18 protein-coding genes are annotated in these 17,094 nt (G+C 45.4%); 6 read left to right on the forward strand and 12 right to left on the reverse strand.

Going from position 1 to position 17,094, the window contains the following annotated elements:
• Nucleotides 1-159: 159 nt before the first annotated feature.
• Nucleotides 160-2,550 (reverse strand): carbamoyltransferase HypF, encoded by a 2,391-nt coding sequence (hypF, locus tag P5674_RS18360; RefSeq protein ID WP_062945673.1) that lies wholly within the window; start codon nucleotides 2,548-2,550, stop codon nucleotides 160-162.
• Between the two features lie 97 nt (nucleotides 2,551-2,647).
• On the opposite strand from hypF, the gene P5674_RS18365 reads away from it, so the two are divergent.
• The gene (locus P5674_RS18365) at nucleotides 2,648-3,562 is read left to right on the forward strand and encodes a M23 family metallopeptidase (RefSeq protein WP_014274924.1); all 915 of its coding nucleotides are present in this window, start codon (nucleotides 2,648-2,650) and stop codon (nucleotides 3,560-3,562) included.
• A 102-nt stretch (nucleotides 3,563-3,664) separates the two neighbouring features.
• On the forward strand, nucleotides 3,665-4,216 hold the full coding sequence (locus tag P5674_RS18370; protein ID WP_006618418.1) for a late competence development ComFB family protein: 552 nt from the start codon (nucleotides 3,665-3,667) through the stop codon (nucleotides 4,214-4,216).
• Between the two features lie 68 nt (nucleotides 4,217-4,284).
• Here the strand turns inward: P5674_RS18370 and psb29 are convergent, their stop codons facing one another.
• The 3 genes from psb29 to hemF all read right to left on the reverse strand — a co-directional run bounded on the left by psb29 (nucleotide 4,285) and on the right by hemF (nucleotide 7,075).
• On the reverse strand, nucleotides 4,285-5,016 hold the full coding sequence (psb29, locus tag P5674_RS18375) for a photosystem II biogenesis protein Psp29 (RefSeq protein WP_062945672.1): 732 nt from the start codon (nucleotides 5,014-5,016) through the stop codon (nucleotides 4,285-4,287).
• Between the two features lie 186 nt (nucleotides 5,017-5,202).
• On the reverse strand, nucleotides 5,203-5,565 hold the full coding sequence (locus P5674_RS18380) for an STAS domain-containing protein (protein ID WP_006618416.1): 363 nt from the start codon (nucleotides 5,563-5,565) through the stop codon (nucleotides 5,203-5,205).
• Nucleotides 5,566-6,031: 466 nt separating this feature from the next.
• Nucleotides 6,032-7,075, reverse strand: a complete 1,044-nt coding sequence (gene hemF / locus P5674_RS18385; RefSeq protein WP_315670184.1) for an oxygen-dependent coproporphyrinogen oxidase — start codon at nucleotides 7,073-7,075, stop codon at nucleotides 6,032-6,034.
• A gap of 251 nt (nucleotides 7,076-7,326) precedes the next feature.
• Here hemF and P5674_RS18390 point away from each other — a divergent pair, with 251 nt between their 5' ends.
• The 3 genes from P5674_RS18390 (at nucleotide 7,327) to P5674_RS18400 (ending at nucleotide 10,756) form a co-directional block, all read left to right on the forward strand.
• The gene (locus P5674_RS18390) at nucleotides 7,327-8,397 is read left to right on the forward strand and encodes an Mrp/NBP35 family ATP-binding protein (RefSeq protein WP_006618414.1); all 1,071 of its coding nucleotides are present in this window, start codon (nucleotides 7,327-7,329) and stop codon (nucleotides 8,395-8,397) included.
• 94 nt (nucleotides 8,398-8,491) lie between these two features.
• A complete protein-coding gene (locus P5674_RS18395) occupies nucleotides 8,492-8,686 on the forward strand; it encodes an NAD(P)H dehydrogenase subunit NdhS (protein WP_006618413.1) in 195 nt (64 codons plus the stop codon).
• 333 nt (nucleotides 8,687-9,019) lie between these two features.
• Nucleotides 9,020-10,756 (forward strand): glycosyl hydrolase family 28-related protein, encoded by a 1,737-nt coding sequence (locus P5674_RS18400; RefSeq protein WP_315670189.1) that lies wholly within the window; start codon nucleotides 9,020-9,022, stop codon nucleotides 10,754-10,756.
• 22 nt (nucleotides 10,757-10,778) lie between these two features.
• Here the strand turns inward: P5674_RS18400 and P5674_RS18405 are convergent, their stop codons facing one another.
• From P5674_RS18405 to P5674_RS18440, 8 genes are all read right to left on the reverse strand, one after another.
• Complete coding sequence (locus P5674_RS18405; RefSeq protein ID WP_006618411.1) at nucleotides 10,779-11,423, reverse strand: DUF938 domain-containing protein; 645 nt, start codon at nucleotides 11,421-11,423, stop codon at nucleotides 10,779-10,781.
• 18 nt (nucleotides 11,424-11,441) lie between these two features.
• Entirely contained in the window at nucleotides 11,442-11,885 is a 444-nt protein-coding gene (locus tag P5674_RS18410; RefSeq protein ID WP_315670185.1) for a DUF4332 domain-containing protein, read from the reverse strand.
• A 6-nt stretch (nucleotides 11,886-11,891) separates the two neighbouring features.
• Nucleotides 11,892-12,467 carry a GNAT family N-acetyltransferase gene (locus P5674_RS18415; RefSeq protein ID WP_315670186.1) on the reverse strand — a complete coding sequence of 192 codons (576 nt, stop codon included), beginning with the start codon at nucleotides 12,465-12,467 and terminating at the stop codon, nucleotides 11,892-11,894.
• Nucleotides 12,464-13,315, reverse strand: a complete 852-nt coding sequence (locus P5674_RS18420) for a carbohydrate ABC transporter permease (RefSeq protein WP_315670187.1) — start codon at nucleotides 13,313-13,315, stop codon at nucleotides 12,464-12,466. Before P5674_RS18420 ends, P5674_RS18415 begins: the two co-directional genes overlap by 4 nt.
• Nucleotides 13,297-13,857 (reverse strand): 5-formyltetrahydrofolate cyclo-ligase, encoded by a 561-nt coding sequence (locus P5674_RS18425; protein ID WP_006620761.1) that lies wholly within the window; start codon nucleotides 13,855-13,857, stop codon nucleotides 13,297-13,299. The genes P5674_RS18420 and P5674_RS18425 overlap by 19 nt, the downstream gene beginning before the upstream one ends.
• Complete coding sequence (locus P5674_RS18430) at nucleotides 13,854-14,801, reverse strand: GDP-L-fucose synthase (protein WP_315670188.1); 948 nt, start codon at nucleotides 14,799-14,801, stop codon at nucleotides 13,854-13,856. The genes P5674_RS18425 and P5674_RS18430 overlap by 4 nt, the downstream gene beginning before the upstream one ends.
• Before the next feature lie 28 nt (nucleotides 14,802-14,829).
• Entirely contained in the window at nucleotides 14,830-15,858 is a 1,029-nt protein-coding gene (gmd, locus tag P5674_RS18435) for a GDP-mannose 4,6-dehydratase (protein WP_006618405.1), read from the reverse strand.
• A 205-nt stretch (nucleotides 15,859-16,063) separates the two neighbouring features.
• Nucleotides 16,064-16,801 carry a sugar transferase gene (locus P5674_RS18440; protein WP_006618404.1) on the reverse strand — a complete coding sequence of 246 codons (738 nt, stop codon included), beginning with the start codon at nucleotides 16,799-16,801 and terminating at the stop codon, nucleotides 16,064-16,066.
• 101 nt (nucleotides 16,802-16,902) lie between these two features.
• On the opposite strand from P5674_RS18440, the gene P5674_RS18445 reads away from it, so the two are divergent.
• Nucleotides 16,903-17,094, forward strand: a 192-nt coding sequence (locus tag P5674_RS18445; protein ID WP_315642899.1) for a hypothetical protein, incomplete at its 3' end; no start/stop codon positions are given.

A 17,094-nucleotide genomic window follows, 5' to 3' on the forward strand; every position in this document is an offset into this window, starting at 1 on the left:
CCACCGAACCGCTATAAATAAACCCGCCCTCACCCCACCAGTAAATTAATGGATAATTTCGTAGGGGCGGGTTTCTCAGTCAATCATAAATTCCCCAGGAGAATATAAATAAACCCGCCCTCACCCCACCAGTAAATTAATGGATAATTGATAATACGGTTAATTTGATTGTGGATGATTCATTATAATAGCCATAACTTGTCCTAATGCTAACCCGCCATCATTGGTAGGAATCTGTTTAGACCAATAGTGAATAATTCCTTCTGAAGTTAGTCGCTGAATAGCTTTTTCTAATAAATAGCGGTTTTGAAAACATCCTCCAGTTAAGACAAGGGGAACCTCTGGAAAGTTTTGAGATACCATGATGATTCCTTCTACTAAGGTATTGTGAAATTTAGCGGAGATTAAGCTGACAGGAACATGATTGTAAAAGTCTTTAATTATCTGCTTGACCATGGGTTCCCAATCTAAAATGATTTTACCTGAACTTTGGCAGCAATGAATTGGGTAATAATCGTCAGTAATTAAATCGCCGATCGCCAATTCTAACCCCATGGCGGCTTGTCCTTCAAAACTGATATTTTCGCCGTGACCGACTAAAAAAGCGATCGCATCAAATAACCTGCCGACACTAGATGTTCTAGGTGTATTAACTTTCCGGTTCAGCATTTGCAAAATTAGCTTTAACTGTGGGAAATTCCCGAAGCTAATTTTCTGATCATCCCCATACTCAGATAACTGTTCCCCCCACAATTCATATAATAATCCTAAGCCTAATCGTCGGGGTTCTAGGACGGCTTTATCACCTCCGGGAAGTGGGAAAGTGCGCCAATGTCCGACGCGCTGAAAGCCGATTTTATTAATTAGGAGAAACTCTCCCCCCCAGATAGTTTCATCTAGTCCATAACCAGTGCCGTCCCAAGCTACTCCTAAGACGGGAAATGATAATTTATGTTCTGCTATAACGGCTAAAACATGAGCATAATGATGTTGTACTGGAATGACGGGAACTTGCCGTTTTTCTTGTTGGAAAATATCAGCAGCTAATTGATACGCAAACTGAGTAGAAAGATAGTCTGGGTGTGCATCGCAAGCAATCACATCAGGCTTAAAATCATAGATATTACTAAGGCTATTAATTGCTTCCTTAAACGCCTGAAACGCCTGTGGACTTTGCAAATTGCCAATATATTGACTGATAAAAACTTGTTTTTCTACGGCAATAGCAATGGTGTTTTTTAAGTGTCCACCTACTGCTAAAATAAATGGGTATTGACAATTAGAAATGGTTTGTGATAGACTTGAATTAAGTGTTGTATTGTGGCTATTTGTGTCTAAAATTGTCACAGGTAGGGGTGCATAACCTCTGGCGCGGCGAATAACGATCTGTTCACCCAAAACACTCCGCACGACGGAATCATCTACTGGGCGGGCGATAGGGCGGTTGTGAACGAGAAAGATATCGGCAATTTTCCCCAAACGTTGGAGGGCTTCTGTCTCGTCGGTACAGATGGGTTCGTTAGAAAAATTCCCGCTGGTGGCAACAATGGGAAAATCGAACTCGGCCATCAATAAATGATGGAGGGGGGTATAAGGTAACATTACGCCCAAATTAGGATTACCGGGGGCGACATTATCGGCGACGGGGGATACACCGCGCCGCCTTGATAATAGGACAATGGGGGCTTGAGGCGATCGCAACCATTGTTCCTCGGCGGCGGAAATATCACAAATCTGGGATATTTGCTGTATACTGCGATACATTACGGCAAAAGGTTTATGGGGTCGATGCTTACGGATTCGCAATTGTTCAACGGCGGCGGCATTAGTAGCATCTACAAGTAACTGGAAGCCTCCCAAACCCTTGATGGCGACAATTTGACCGCGACCAATGGCGGCGGCGGCTTGTAATAAGGCATGATGGCGGTTAGCCAAAACCTGTCCCTGATGATTCCATAATTCTAAAATGGGACCACAGACGGGACAAGCATTAGGTTGAGCATGAAAACGGCGATCGCCGGGGTGGTGATATTCGCGATCGCAATTAGGACACATTTGGAAGGCGGCCATAGTAGTATTCTCCCGGTCATAGGGGAGAGTTTTAATAATGCTGTAGCGCGGCCCGCAATTAGTACAATTGGTAAAGGGATAGCGGAAACGGCGGTTATGGGGGTCAAAAATATCTTGTAAGCATTGGGGACAGGTGGCGAGATCTGGCAAAACGATGGCTGATTTAGCGCCCTGAAGGGTTGACTGAGAAGCTCTAATCTCAAAGTGAGAATAGCCAACCAGAGGCAGCCAAACGGCTTCTAAACTGTGAATATGAGATATTGGTGGTTTTTCTATTTGCAGGCGCTGCTGGAAGCGCTCAAGACTCTCAGATACGCCTTCGACTTCAATAAAAACCCCCCCGACAGAATTATTTACCCAGCCCTTGAGGTTGAGTTGGGTAGCGAGTCGATAGACAAAGGGCCGAAACCCGACACCTTGAACAGCACCACGAATAGTTAAACTGAGGCGCGACAGATTTTGATCAGAAGTAGACAACATAGAAGATCGCGGAAACGCTACACTCAAACTCTGGAAAAATGATCGGATTGGTTACAATAAGTCCGAATTGATGAGTTAACAGAAGAAAGAGAGATTAATGATACAATTACCAGAGTATGCCATGACTGGTGTTTACGGAAAAAGCCGTCAAATCAAACGACTAACCAGCAGCTTGTTTTTAGCACTTGCTGCTGTGTTGCTGATTGTAACTAAGCCGGCGGTAGCCTTTCAAGTTCAAGTTAGCCCTACGTCCCCTCAGTTGGGAGATACTATTTCGGTGGTGATCAGTGGGGTGAATAGCGGGGACTCGCAACCAACAGTGACCATGGGAGGAAAAAACTATCCTCTGTTTTCGGTGGGTGGCGATCGCTATCGGGCTTTAATTCCGACGACCCCCCTAGACCAACCGGGTGCGAAATCAATTCAGATTAGCAACGGTAGCCAACAGAGTAATGTGAGCGTGCAATTGCGCGATCGCCGTTTTCCCACCCAGTCAATTTGGCTACCACCAGATAGCGCGGGGCGCAGAGGTACTGATTATGAGTTTGACCGGGTTGATGAATTTAAACGAATTGTTACTCCCGAAAGACATTGGAATGGGCCTTTTTTACGTCCAAGTTCCGGTGAGGTGACGACAATTTATGGGGTCCGAAGATACTATAACGGGGAGTTCGCCCCAAACTATTATCATCGAGGGGTTGATTATGCAGCCCCGACGGGTTCTCCGGTGATAGCACCAGCAGCGGGTCGGGTGGTTTTGGTGGGGCGTGAGTCCCAAGGATTTGAAATCCACGGTGACACTATTGGTATTGATCATGGTCAGGGAGTTACCAGTATTTTCCTTCACTTGAGTCGCATTGATGTGCAGGAAGGACAAATGGTGACAGCAGGCCAGACCATTGGGGCGATCGGATCAACGGGGGCCTCTACGGGACCACACCTTCATTGGGGTCTTTATGTTCACGGCCAATGTGTGGATCCAGTGCCTTGGCGGTTTGACGGTATAGAATAATTTATTCTGTCGATGGTGATTAGACAATTTAGTTTTGTGGAGTTTGAGTTAATCAGTGGTTGATTGGTGTAGAACTAATATGGCGATAAGATGGGAAACGTTATGAGTATTGAAAGAATTGTCGATCAAGCCTTACAGGATGGTTATTTGACACCATCTATGGAAGCAGAGGTAGGGCGGATATGTAATACAGCTTCAGAATTATCCATCGAGGAGTATATGGCGCTCGATCGCCTTATGGGTGCTTTGTTGACGGGGGAGGTGGTTGTGTTACCCCGCAAGCAGTTTATTAATGTGATGGAAGAGTTGGTTCTCAGTGAAGCGATCGCTCAAGTCGCCCAAATTGACGAGGTAAGTGAGCAGTCTTTGGATGTGGGGGATATTGCCGCCTATGCCCTCAACCGCTTACCGCCACTGTATGCTACCACAGAAGAAGGGGCACAATATCAGAGGTCTCGCGCTAAGGAGGAACTACAAGCCCTCATTGCTAGCCAGGTGAAAGAGGCTATTGCACGAAACTTAGACCGCGCCGCCCAAAACCAAAAAGTTTTAGGCCAGATATCCGACAGTTCTCTATTGGGACAAATGAGCGGTTTACTGAAGGCTTACGCGGAAGACTACGAACCGGATCACGAAACTAATACCCCAAGCTAATCGAAGGCGATCGCGATCGTTGGTGCCAATTAATACACCTATTGCGATCGCCACCGATAACCACTGGCTTAGGAATCAGACACCTGATCATCTTTGCTAGGGTTCTTGCTACCAGAGGCGGCAGTTTGGGTTTGGGCGGCCCGTTGTTCCCGCTTCTTGCGTTCCGCTTGGGTCATCTCATCCACCATTAACCGCGCCTGAGCTACCTTTTCTAGGTTGGTGCGATACAGGTCTAAATCCTTCACCAGCTTATCTTTAGGCAGCCTTAAAGCCTCACTAAAGTCACTGAGGATTGTTTTTAACCCTTCCGAGTCCTGAGCCGCTGTGGCATCACTTTTTTCTAGGAGAGTATATAAACCAATGGCAAGTAGCCGAGAGTATTTGAATTTAGGGTTATTGGCGATCGCATGAAAACAGGACTGCAAAGGGTCATCCCCTGAGCTTTCCTGAGCCATCTTAGCCTTGTCGGTCAAATCTTTCACCGCAAGGGATGCCACTTGAGCCTCTAAAGCCGTAGCATCAGCGCGATATTGATTAGGGTCGCTTTCTTGAGCCCCAATCAAAGCCGCCCAAATCGACAATTTATCGGTTTCGGGGGTGTATCCTTGCATAAAGCGATCGAAGGCCGTGACCACACCCAGCGCATAAATGGGGTCATATTTAAAATCGACATTGACCGACAATAGGTGCATTTCCACCATTAACTCCTCAACCACGCGACGATAGATAGAGTTAATCGGCCGAGTATGGATGTGGTAAAACGCTCGCTTGGTATCTGAAACAGTGCGGATATTGTTCACGGTTAAAATTTCTAAAAGCCCCGCGTCTATGTGACCGGGAGGGACTTAAACTAATTGTCCCCTGAGACGGTACATTTGCCAAGACTGAGAATAGTAGTTATAGCAATCAGCAATGATTAGCACCAACAACCGGGACTTCGTAGATGAACCCCCGGCCATTCTTGCCTAACTTCAACTTTCACCGCCTTAACTAGCTCTGACACCGCCCTCTAAGGCTTCCTTTTCCGTCTCAAAAATCTCAAACACAGAATCCATCATCGTCACTTCAAACACCAGTTTAGCTTCTGGGTGAACATTACAGATGCGGAAACTACCCTTAACTTTATCAGCATCTCGCATACCAGCCACTAGGGAGGTCAACCCGGAACTGTCGATAAAGTTCACCTGACCCAAATTCACGACCACATGACGACTCAGCTTAGATATACATTCTTGCAGTTTGAGACGAAACTGCCAAGCGGTGGTGATATCTAAGCGTCCTGTTGGTGCTAATACTATGACCTTAGTGCCATCCTGGGTCGTATGTTCCTTTTGATCGATATGAATCACTGACCGTCCCCTCTGAAATTCTTGATTTTGCGATGGTTGCTTCTTTGACTTTGACAGTCCCCGCCAAAACTGTGACGGGGATTTGGCTCGGTGATTTATACAGTAACCTACTGGCTGCTGAGTATTCACCGAAGTCACCCTATGGCATTTTTAGGTAGCCTCAAGCCGAAAGAAAATGAAAGTTCTTGGAGCTATCAAAGACCCCATCCCTCAGAAAGTATAACCCCAACAGAGGTGCAAACCTTCCCAACCACAGATCCTTGTTGACCAAGCGCCTTCTAGTCAGCATCAGGCCAATATCGGCCAAACTTGGGTCTAGCAAGAGCATCGACCCTTGACCAAGAATACCATTCCGGTTATCAGATTAGCTGTTGTCCGGGGACCAAATTAAGATCGATTTCTGTCCTTTTCCCTGATTCTGGCACTTAGTCCCCGTTCACAAGTCCCATGAGACTTACGGTTGAACTTAGGCCTGTGAGTCAGGAGCCGTCCAGTTAGACCAATCTTGAGGTTTTAAGAACGTCTCATAGAGTTCAGCTTCCGGCGTACCCGCTTCAGGTTGATAACCATACTCCCATCTTACCAAAGGAGGTAGAGACATGAGAATCGACTCGGTGCGACCTTTGGTTTGCAACCCGAAAATTGTGCCTCGGTCGTAGACTAAATTAAATTCTACATATCTTCCTCGACGATAAAGCTGGAAATTCCGTTCATGATCGCCATATTCGATAGAATTACGACGCTCTACAATGGGACCGTATGAAGGTAAGAAAGATTTACCACAGTCTTGGATAAAACTAAACAAAGCCTCCCAGTCCCGTGATTCCGGTGCGCCCATGCGATCGCTATAAATCGCCGCCTCGCTTTCAGTATAAGGCCCACGATATAGTAAACCCTCACCGCCTTGGTAGTCAAAGAAAATCCCACCAATTCCCCTGGCTTCATTGCGGTGTGTCAGATGAAAATACTCATCACACCAGCGTTTAAATACCGGGTAATACTCGCTATGATGGCGATCGCAAGCCTCCTTTAAAGTTTTATGAAAGTGGGCTGCATCCTCCGCAAATGGGTAGTAGGGAGTTAAATCCGCACCCCCACCAAACCACCAAACCGGACCCGCCTCGAAATAGCGATAATTCAGGTGAACGGTTGGCACATAGGGGTTACGGGGATGTAGCACCATCGAAGTTCCCGTCGCATAAAATCCATGACCTTCCGCCTCTGGACGCTGGCTTAAAATCGACGGTGGCAACTTCTGGCCCCATACCTCCGAAAAGTTAACTCCCCCTTGTTCAAACACATTACCTTCTCGGATCACCCGAGTCCGACCGCCACCCCCTTCCGGGCGCTCCCAAGCATCCTCAACAAAGGTTTTAGCCCCATCTAGTCCCTCTAATCCCGCGCAGATTTCATCCTGAATTTGTTTCATCCAGTGACTCACACGCTCCCGGGAGTCTGCCGGAGGGGGTGATTGAACTATAGCCGTATCAGAAGCCGTCGAAACTGTCATAATCTAATTAACCTCTTGTATCTTATATTTTCGCACTTGATGAGCCATCAACCCTATCGAAAGCGAAATGAGTTTATCTTCCCGGCTTATGGATTACTCAGTCAAGTTGTTTAACCCATAAGTCCATATAACTTAACAGTTAACTATGAAAACCTTCCCGGTGGGACTACCATTTGCTACTACCACCAGTAACAACACCCTTTCCCAGTTAAACTATTAGCAGTATTACCAGATAGTGACAGCCATATATCATGCCAGATAAGTTAGATGCCAGTTCCGTACTCGAAGTTTTAAGACCCGTTCAAGACCCCGAACTACAAAAGAGTTTGGTCGAATTGAACATGATCCGTAATGTGGAAATCACTGGCGGAGATGTCCGTTTTACCCTGGTTTTGACTACCCCCGCTTGTCCTCTGCGCGAGTTTATCGTCGAAGATTGTCAAAAGGCTGTTAAACAGCTTCCCGGAGTCGAAACTGTCGAAGTAGATGTCACGGCGGAAACTCCACAACAAAAATCTCTCCCAGACCGTCAGGGAATTAGCGGGGTTAAAAATATCTTCGCTATTTCTAGCGGTAAGGGGGGGGTTGGTAAAAGTACCGTTGCGGTTAATGTGGCCGTCGCCCTCGCCTCTACCGGTGCTAAGGTCGGTTTGATTGATGCTGATATCTATGGCCCTAATGACCCCACTATGTTGGGCCTCGCTGATACTCAGGTCATGGTTCAGCAAACCCCTGAAGGCGATCGCTTGGAACCCGCTTTTAACTATGGCGTTAAGTTGGTGTCCATGGCTTTTCTCATCGATCGCGATCAACCTGTCATTTGGCGTGGTCCTATGTTAAATGGCATTATCCGACAGTTTCTCTATCAGGTGTATTGGGGTGAGTTGGATTATCTCATTGTTGATATGCCACCCGGAACCGGAGATGCTCAGTTAACCCTCGCACAAGCTGTTCCTATGTCTGGGGCCGTCATTGTTACTACCCCCCAAGAAGTCTCTCTCTTGGACTCCCGCAAAGGCTTAAAAATGTTTGAACAGTTGGGGGTGTCTATTTTGGGCATTGTCGAAAATATGAGCTATTTTGTCCCCCCAGATCTCCCCGATCGCAAGTATGATATCTTTGGCTCCGGCGGCGGTCAGAAAACTGCTGATGAGTTGGGAGTACCCCTCTTGGGCGCTATTCCCCTCGAAATGCCTGTCCGACAAGGGGGGGATTCTGGGGTTCCTATTGTGATCTCTCACCCCGACTCCGCCTCCGCTCAGGAGTTGACTGCGATCGCACAAAAAATCGCCGCTAGGGTCTCAGTTATGGCTTTGGCTTAACTCTCTCCCCTTCCCGGCACCAGGGATAATTGACCATCATCAATTTCTCTGGCCGCCTGCCTTATATTCCACCATTTTTCAGGATAATAAAAACATGATTTTACCAGGTTCCGCCGTTCGCGTTGTTAATGTAAATGATACCTACTATGAGTTTCAAGGACAAGTCCAAAGAGTCGCTGACGGCAAAGCTGCCGTTTTATTTGAAGGCGGAAATTGGGATAAATTAGTCACTTTTAGACTCTCCGAACTACAGGCGATCGACACTACCGCCGGACGTAAAGGTAAATAGTTCACATCCTCTCGCCGGAATTATGTTAAGTTTTGTAACGGCCCCCGCCTCATTGGGGTTGGGGCGGTTGCTTTTTCCAGATTCTCATGCTACTATATTAGATAATGGGGATATTTGCAATTTCAGAATTTATTAAAATATCTCGATTATAATATAAGAGTATGTCAATATACTACCATGATTTCCCGCAGCCTGTCAACCCCCCAACCCATCAAAGCCAAATAAATATTGTATAATTGATACCCAGATTCCCCTTTTCCCCAAGCAAAAATTATGTTAATTCCTCTAGTCTATGCAGCCATCGTTTTTCCAGCAGATGCGGGTGTAGTAGACGTGACCACCTATGGCGCTATTCCTAACGATGGCAAAGACGACACAGAGGCAATTCAACGGGCTTTAAACGACCACCCAACCGGAAATCATATTTTTTACTTTCCCGATGGAGTATATAACGTTAGCGGTCAAATTAGATATGCGGGAACCGAAAAACGGAACATTCTACAAGGTCAAAGCCGCGACGGAACTATTATTAAACTTGATGATAACTCAGATTTAGATACATCGGTAATTTGGACAGGTTCCCCACCCGCGCAGCGATTTCGGAACAGTATTCGAGACCTGACCGTTGATATTGGTCGCGGTAATCCTAACGTTAATGGGATAGATTTTATTGCCAATAATCAGGGTTTAATTCGCAACGTTAAAATCATCTCAAGAGATGGTCAAGGGAGAATCGGATTAAACCTTTCCATTGATGAAAATGGGCCCCTATTAGCTAAAAATATTCATGTAGTCGGATTTGATATCGGTATCCAAACCTGGAACCCGACAGCCAGTCAAACCCTCGAAAATATTACCCTGGAAAACCAAAACCAATATGGCTGGAAAAACTTTAATCAAAATGTTTTTGTCCGAGGTTTGCAGAGTACCAATGAAGTGACAGCAGTTTGGAATATGCCTGATGGTGGTAGTGTTTTTACGCTGATTGATTCTGAGTTAACTGGATTGGGTTCGGCTTCCGAATTACCAGCTATTCATAACCAAAAAGCTATGTATGTTCGCCAATTGAGGACTTCGGGATATAAACAGGCAATTTTGCAGAATGATAAAGGTCGTGGGAATGCTTCTCAACCTGATGGTTATGTGAGGGAGTGGATAGCTAGGGGAGAGTTTCAGAGTCTTTTTGACAGTCCCCAAACTATGCTAAATCTGCCGATTAAAGAAACTCCAGAATTGCCTTGGCATGATTTATCAGACTGGGTAAGTCCCCTGGCTTATGGGGGGAATCCTAATGATGGAATTGATGATACAGAGGCGATACAAGCAGCTATTGATTCAGGAGGGAAAACTGTTTATCTTCCTAATGGGGTTTGGGATGTTAATGGAACTTTGGAATTAAGGGGTAATGTACAGCGGTTAATTGCTACGGAGGCTAGAATTGTTGGTGATGGTGTCATTAGGGTGGCACAGGGAACATCCCCGACGGTGATTATAGAAAGAGTAGAAGCGGCTTCTATTTCTATTGTACATGAAAGCGATCGCACTTTGGTTATTTCTAGTTCTATTGTAAATCGCTATAGTAGCACCCAAGGAAACGGCGGAGATGTCTATATTGAAGATGTTAGCGGCGGTCCCTGGGTGTTTACTAATCAAAATGTGTGGATGCGTCAAATTAACCCGGAAACTATACATAGTCCTAGGATTACCAATGATGGCGGGTCTCTGTGGATTCTTGGATATAAAACTGAGGATGAGGGGACTTTGGTAAAAACCATTAATGGCGGTAAAACAGAGGTATTAGGCGGCTTGATTTTAAATGGCAGATTTGCAGATATTCCCGGATTTATTAACATTGACTCATCCCTGAGTTATGCTAATGTTGGTTTTCTCACGTTTAGTGGGGGTTCAATACCTATTGGAGTGCAAGAAACCCGCAATGGTGTCACCCTCATGACTGACCAACTACCTCCCTACTACACTGGTTATCAGCAGCCGACATCCTCCCGTCAATCTGAAAATTTCCTCGTCAGTTTGTGGCGGTCGATACTCCGACTATTTGCTATGGTTTAATTATTCCCATTCTCAGTCAGTATTAACAACGCCTAAAAACTACCGAGAAATTATTAGCAGGCATAGGGACGGTTTCCACCAATTCTAGGTTATAACCCTTGGCTAATTCTACCACATCATCAAGGTTTCTGACACCCCACTTAGGGTTAGAAGTTCGCAAATATTCATCAAAGGAAGCGTTACTAGGTGCGGTGTGTTTTCCAGCTATTTTATAGGGTCCATAGAGATATAAAATTCCCCCCGGTTTCAAAATGCGATCGCTTCCCGCCATTAACCCTTCACAAGCCGACCAAGGCGAAATATGAATCAGGTTAATTGCTACAATAGCAGTGATGGGAAATTCCGATAATTCCCAGGGTAAATCATTCCCTTCCACTGGCCAAGGATTAGCTTCTACATTTAACTGTAGGGGAGGGTAAAGATTATCTGAAGGTGAATGAATTTGCCATGCTTTAATACTCTGTTGTAACAAAGGTTGCGGGTCGGAAGGTAGCCACCGCCTAGGGGAGAGACGGGGAGCAAAAAAAACCGCGTGTTGTCCTGTGCCGCTGGCTACTTCTAAAACGGTTCCCGTGGCGGGCAACACCCTTTTTAAGACCTCTAAAATAGGTTCGCGGTTTCTTTCGGTGGCTGGTGCATTTTGTCGCAAATCTTCGGAAAAATTCATGATTTCATCTAGTAATTATTAATTAATTTTATGCAAAATTTTAGCTTGTTTAATCCAGGTTTGGATGACATCAACAGATGGACAGAGTTGGCGAGATTGTAAGGTTCCTACATAGAGCCGTAAAATCTGTTTATGCAGTTGTTGAATAGACATCTGAGATAGTTGGTTAACTGAACTTACGCCACTATGCAAAAGGACACCACAATATTGATAGCCAATACTGGGAACCCTGGCTAAGTCGGACATTGCGACCCATTTACTGATATCTCTGATGTTGATACCTAGTTGGTTAGATAAGGCGATTTTATTAGCATTATTACTCCCGCGCGTGAGCAGTTGCTGGGTGTTTTCAATACCACATTTATTCAGGAGTTTAATATTACCTGTATCTAACCCAGGTAGTTCAGAAATTCCCCAGTAACAGGATGTAATTTTTTGATGCTTAGTTGTGGGATGATTCATGATTCCTCAGTTGGATTTAGGATGATTGTCAATTCTCAGAGATTTAGCCATCAAAATATCAGGTTTCCCGATACCGTTAGCATCGGGGACTACTCCCATAATTGCAAAACCGCATTTCTGATAAAATTCATAGGGATGACGACCATGGTTTTTTATGTTAGCAATATTTTCCAAAAAATGGGGGTATAATTCGACACCAGATAGGGAGGTTAAATTATTTTCGTCATCGGTACCCAACCATAAGGTTAACCCTCCTTGTGAGCGGACATAATCCTCTAAATTGGCGACCAATTTTCGCCCGATTCCTAACCCTTGATAATCCCTTTTGACTACCAAAGGATGTAATTCCCAAACATGGCCTTGATATTGGCTAATACCACCAATCCAGCCTAGAAGATTATCATTTTCATCGACGGCGACTAGATTAACTCTACCGTCGCCAAAAGACTCCATAACCTCGGCTAAACCACGTTCATAAGTCGGCCAAGCATTCGGCCAATTTTCCCGAAATTCTGCGACTAATAAAGTCGCCGCCTGGTGGATATGATTTTGATTATTAGGACTGAGATTAATAATCCTCAACCTTTAACCCCCGTAGCTGTATCTGTAGGCACAATATACCGTTGTACGATTAAAAATAGTAGTAACACAGGAGCGATAGAAATGACGGAACCGGCGGCGACTATCCGCCAATCGAGAGAAAAAGTTCCGGCTAGATTTGCCACGCCTAAAGGGATGGTATAATATTCTGGGCGATCGACTACAATTAAGGGCCAGAGAAAATCACTCCAAGACCCGATAAATACAAAAATGGCTAAGGTCATTAAGGCGGGACGGACTGAGGGGATCATAATATGCCACCAAATCCCTAATTCTGAACAGCCATCAATTCTGGCGGCTTCTTCTAACTCTTTGGGAACTCCCATAAATGCCTGTCGCAATAGAAAGATGCCAAAAGCGGAGGCTAAAGATGGAAAAATAATGCCTAAATAAGTATTTCTTAATCCTAACTGTACCGCTAGAATATACAGAGGAATCATGACAATCTGAAAGGGTATCATGATGGTGGAAACGATCGCACTTAGGAGAAAATCGCGACCCCAAAAGTTTAATCGCGCCAAAGGATAGGCAGCCAAGGAACAAAATAGCAGATTTAATCCGACGGTTAAAACGGCGACGAGGGTACTATTAAATAAATAGCGACCAAAGGGATTAGTTTGCCAAACTCTGACAAAATTCCCGAAAGTAGGTTCCCGAGGAATAAACTGGGGGGGAACCTGAAAGATGTTTTCGGTAGGGGATTTAAAGGCAGTTCCCACCAACCAAAATAGGGGAAATAGCATAGCGATCGCTATAGCAATGAGTACCATATAAGTAGCGATCGCCCGATAATTTACGCGGCCACCAGAAGTTATTTTGACAACTCCCATATACCCTCCTCAGTACAAACCGCGGCCAAAGGCTGGTCCCAACTATCCCTAGGGAGAGTATCCACCCTGGCGGCCGCAAACACAATTCCCACGGTAGGAATTTTAGACCACTCAGACCGACTCAACATCCGGTCATAAAATCCTCCCCCATATCCTAACCGATAGCCACAGCCATCACAGGAAACGGACGGAACCAGGATTAAATCGACCTGAGACGGCTGCAAAACCGGTAAGCTGGGGTCTGGTTCCATTAAACCAAAAGACCCCCTTTGGCGGGCATTTTCCGGCCGCCAGTGATGCCAAATCAAAGACCCATCCACACAGCGAGGAAACCCCCAGACCTTTTCTGGGGAGACGTACCAGAGAGGACTCAAATCGGGTTCTTGGCGAAAACTAAAATAAGCCAAGATAGTCTTGGCTTGCTGAAATCGCCACCAACGGCGTAGATGGTCAGTAATGCGATCGCTATTTTGTCGCCAAACAGTCGTGGCTAGAGATTGGCGATCGCTTAACAAACGGCGGCGTAGTTGAGACTTACTCACAGATCAGGATTTTGTCGATACCAGTCAATAGTATTTTTCAGACCCTGGCGAAACTCCACCTCAGCCACAAACCCAAACCTTTCCTTAGCGCGATTTGTGTCTAAACAGCGGCGCGGTTGACCATTAGGCTTATCAGTTTCCCAGACAATTTCTCCCTGAAACTCCATCAACTCACAAATCAACTCTACCAGGTCCCGAATAGTAATTTCATAATTAGTCCCCAAATTCACCGGGTCTGGTTCGTCATAATGTTGGGTAGCCATGACAATTCCCCGCGCCGCATCAGTCGAGTAGAGAAACTCCCGACTAGGACTACCATCACCCCACACCGGAAGCTGTTTATCCCCCCGTTGTTGTGCTTCATAGACCTTACGCACCAAAGCCGGAATCACATGGGAACTTTTCGGGTTAAAATTATCCTCTGGGCCATAGAGATTCACCGGCAATAAGTAAATCCCATTAAACCCATACTGCTGTCGGTAGGCTTCCAATTGTACCAATAGCGCCTTTTTGGCTATCCCATAGGGGGCATTAGTTTCTTCTGGGTAGCCATTCCATAAGTCATCTTCCTGGAAGGGAACCGGGGTAAATTTAGGATAAGCGCAGATAGTCCCCACACAGACAAATTTCTTGACCCCTACTTGATAGGCTGAGTGAATCAACTGAGCCCCCATCATCAGGTTATCGTAGAACAACTCAGCGGGTTTTACCTGATTTAAGCCGATACCCCCCACATGGGCCGCCAAATGGATAATGATATCCTGACCTTTAGCAGCTTGTTGACAGGCTTCTAAGTTTCGCAGGTCACAATTATGCGATCGCGGTACCGAAATATTTTCCGATTTCGCCCCCGCCTTCAGAAGCTGGTCAATCACCTGTTTTCCCAGAAAACCAGCCCCTCCCGTCACCAAAATCCGTTGGTTTTGTAAATCCAGAGTATTCATGTAATTTACCCATTATTTAGTCTAAGAATTAATCAAAATGGTCTCCCTCTTGATGAGGTTCTTCTAATAGTGTTAGGTCACTATCAACCATCAGCTTTACCAACTCCTCAAAAGACACTAACGGCTTCCAACCCAAGACATTTTGGGCTTTACTCGAGTCCCCAATCAGCAATTCCACCTCAGCCGGGCGTAAATAGCGTTCATCAAATTTTACATAATCATGCCAATCCAAATTAACATAATTAAAAGCCACATCCAGAAACTCGCGAATTGAATGAGTTTCATTAGTTGCCAAAACATAATCATCCGGTTGATCATGTTGCAACATCATCCACATTCCCCGCACATAATCCTTAGCATAGCCCCAGTCCCGTTTAGCATCCAGATTACCCAGATAAAGTTCTTTCTGCATTCCCTTCACAATCCTGGCTACAGCGCGGGTAATTTTGCGGGTAACAAAAGTCGGACCACGGCGGGGACTTTCATGATTAAACAGGATACCATTACAGGCAAATAAACCGTAGGATTCCCGATAATTAACCGTTTGCCAGTGTCCGTAAACCTTCGCACAAGCATAGGGACTACGAGGGTAAAAATGTGTGGTTTCCTTCTGGGGGATTTCCTGCACTTTCCCAAACATTTCCGAAGAACCTGCTTGATAAAAACGCACCTGAATCCCTGTGCGGTGCTGATAATCTCGAATAGCTTCTAATAGTCTTAATACCCCTAAACCGACCGTATCAACAGTATATTCTGGACAGTCAAAACTCACCCGCACATGGGATTGAGCCCCCAGATTATAAATTTCTACCGGCTTAACTTCCTCCAGGATACGGCGCAGAGTCGTACCATCTGTTAAATCCCCATAGTGTAAGAATAACCGAGCATTAGGATGATGGGGGTCTTTGTAAATATGTTCAATGCGGTCTGTATTAAAACTAGAACTACGCCGAATAATTCCGTGAACTTCGTAGCCTTTTTCTAACAGTAACTCACTCAGATATGAACCATCTTGACCTGTGATACCCGTAATTAACGCTGGTTTATTGTTTGACATCTGATGATTTTCCTTTCCATACGAAGCAGCCCGCCCATGGCGGTTGTCTATACTCTATTATGCACCCTCATGATTATTCCCTAGTGGGGCAAGTTTCCCAGCCACCTCTATCATAAAAAACCCGGTTACTTTGACAAGAACCATAAATATCTTAACTCAGAAACCGGGTAGGACTAGATAATTTACGATGACTCACCCCTCCAGGTTAATAAGCACCATTATCCTTGGGGAAAATTACCACACCAATAGTTTTGATAATGATCCATAGGTCAATCCAGAAATTCTTGAAATTAACATAGTGCAAATCAATCTGAACTCGACGAGGATAGGGAATATCATTGCGCCCTGAGACTTGCCATAGTCCAGTGATTCCCGGTCTGATGGTTAGAACCTTATCCATGTGACGACCATATTTATGCAATTCCTCGGCCACCAGAGGTCTGGGGCCTACTACACTCATATCACCTTTGAGAACATTCCAGAACTGGGGAAACTCATCAAGGCTGGTCACACGCAAGAATCTACCGATCCAGGTAATTCGAGGATCATGTTTAAGTTTAAACGTATCCTGAAACTCTTGGCGCAGGTTAGGAGAGGTTTCCATAATCTCCACCAGCACCTCATCTGCATTACTGACCATGGTTCTGAATTTGATACACCCAAACCGTTGGCGATTTTTGCCGACTCTTTCCTGGACGTAAAACACGCTACCAGGGGAACTCAGGGCAATTAACAAGCTCAGTATCAAATAAACCGGAGAAAACAAAATCAGAACCGATAGGGAAAACACAATGTCAAATGAACGCTTAAAAAAATCTCCGTTCAGACTCTGTACCAGAGACAGGGTTCGTTGCTGACGCGGACGCACTAAGGGTACAAAGCCACGCCTTGTAAATGCACGTCGAAGTCCCCTACCGAAGATAAGTTGGCTATTGGCAGTCATCTTACTCCTTCAATTCACACCACACACAGTCATGATCATAAAGCCTTGAGACACTCAATAAGGATGATTGAGTATCTTGTACCCATATACTAAGATCCCAGATGGCAGGTCGTCACCGGGGAACCAGTCTGGACAATCCACCTAAATTAGGGGTTTTCAGCTTTTCTGGTTCTCTTAAATACTTTGGCATTTTAGCTGAAATTTTGGGAGTCCATTGTCATGAAGCTCACCCCACCTGCCCAAGGCAGGTGGGGGTGTCGGTGCTAACCTCGAACTGTGCTAGTCCACAGGTC

It is taken from the genome of Limnospira sp. PMC 289.06 (assembly GCF_032350395.1).
Taxonomy (GTDB): Bacteria; Cyanobacteriota; Cyanobacteriia; order Cyanobacteriales; family Microcoleaceae; genus Limnospira; species Limnospira platensis.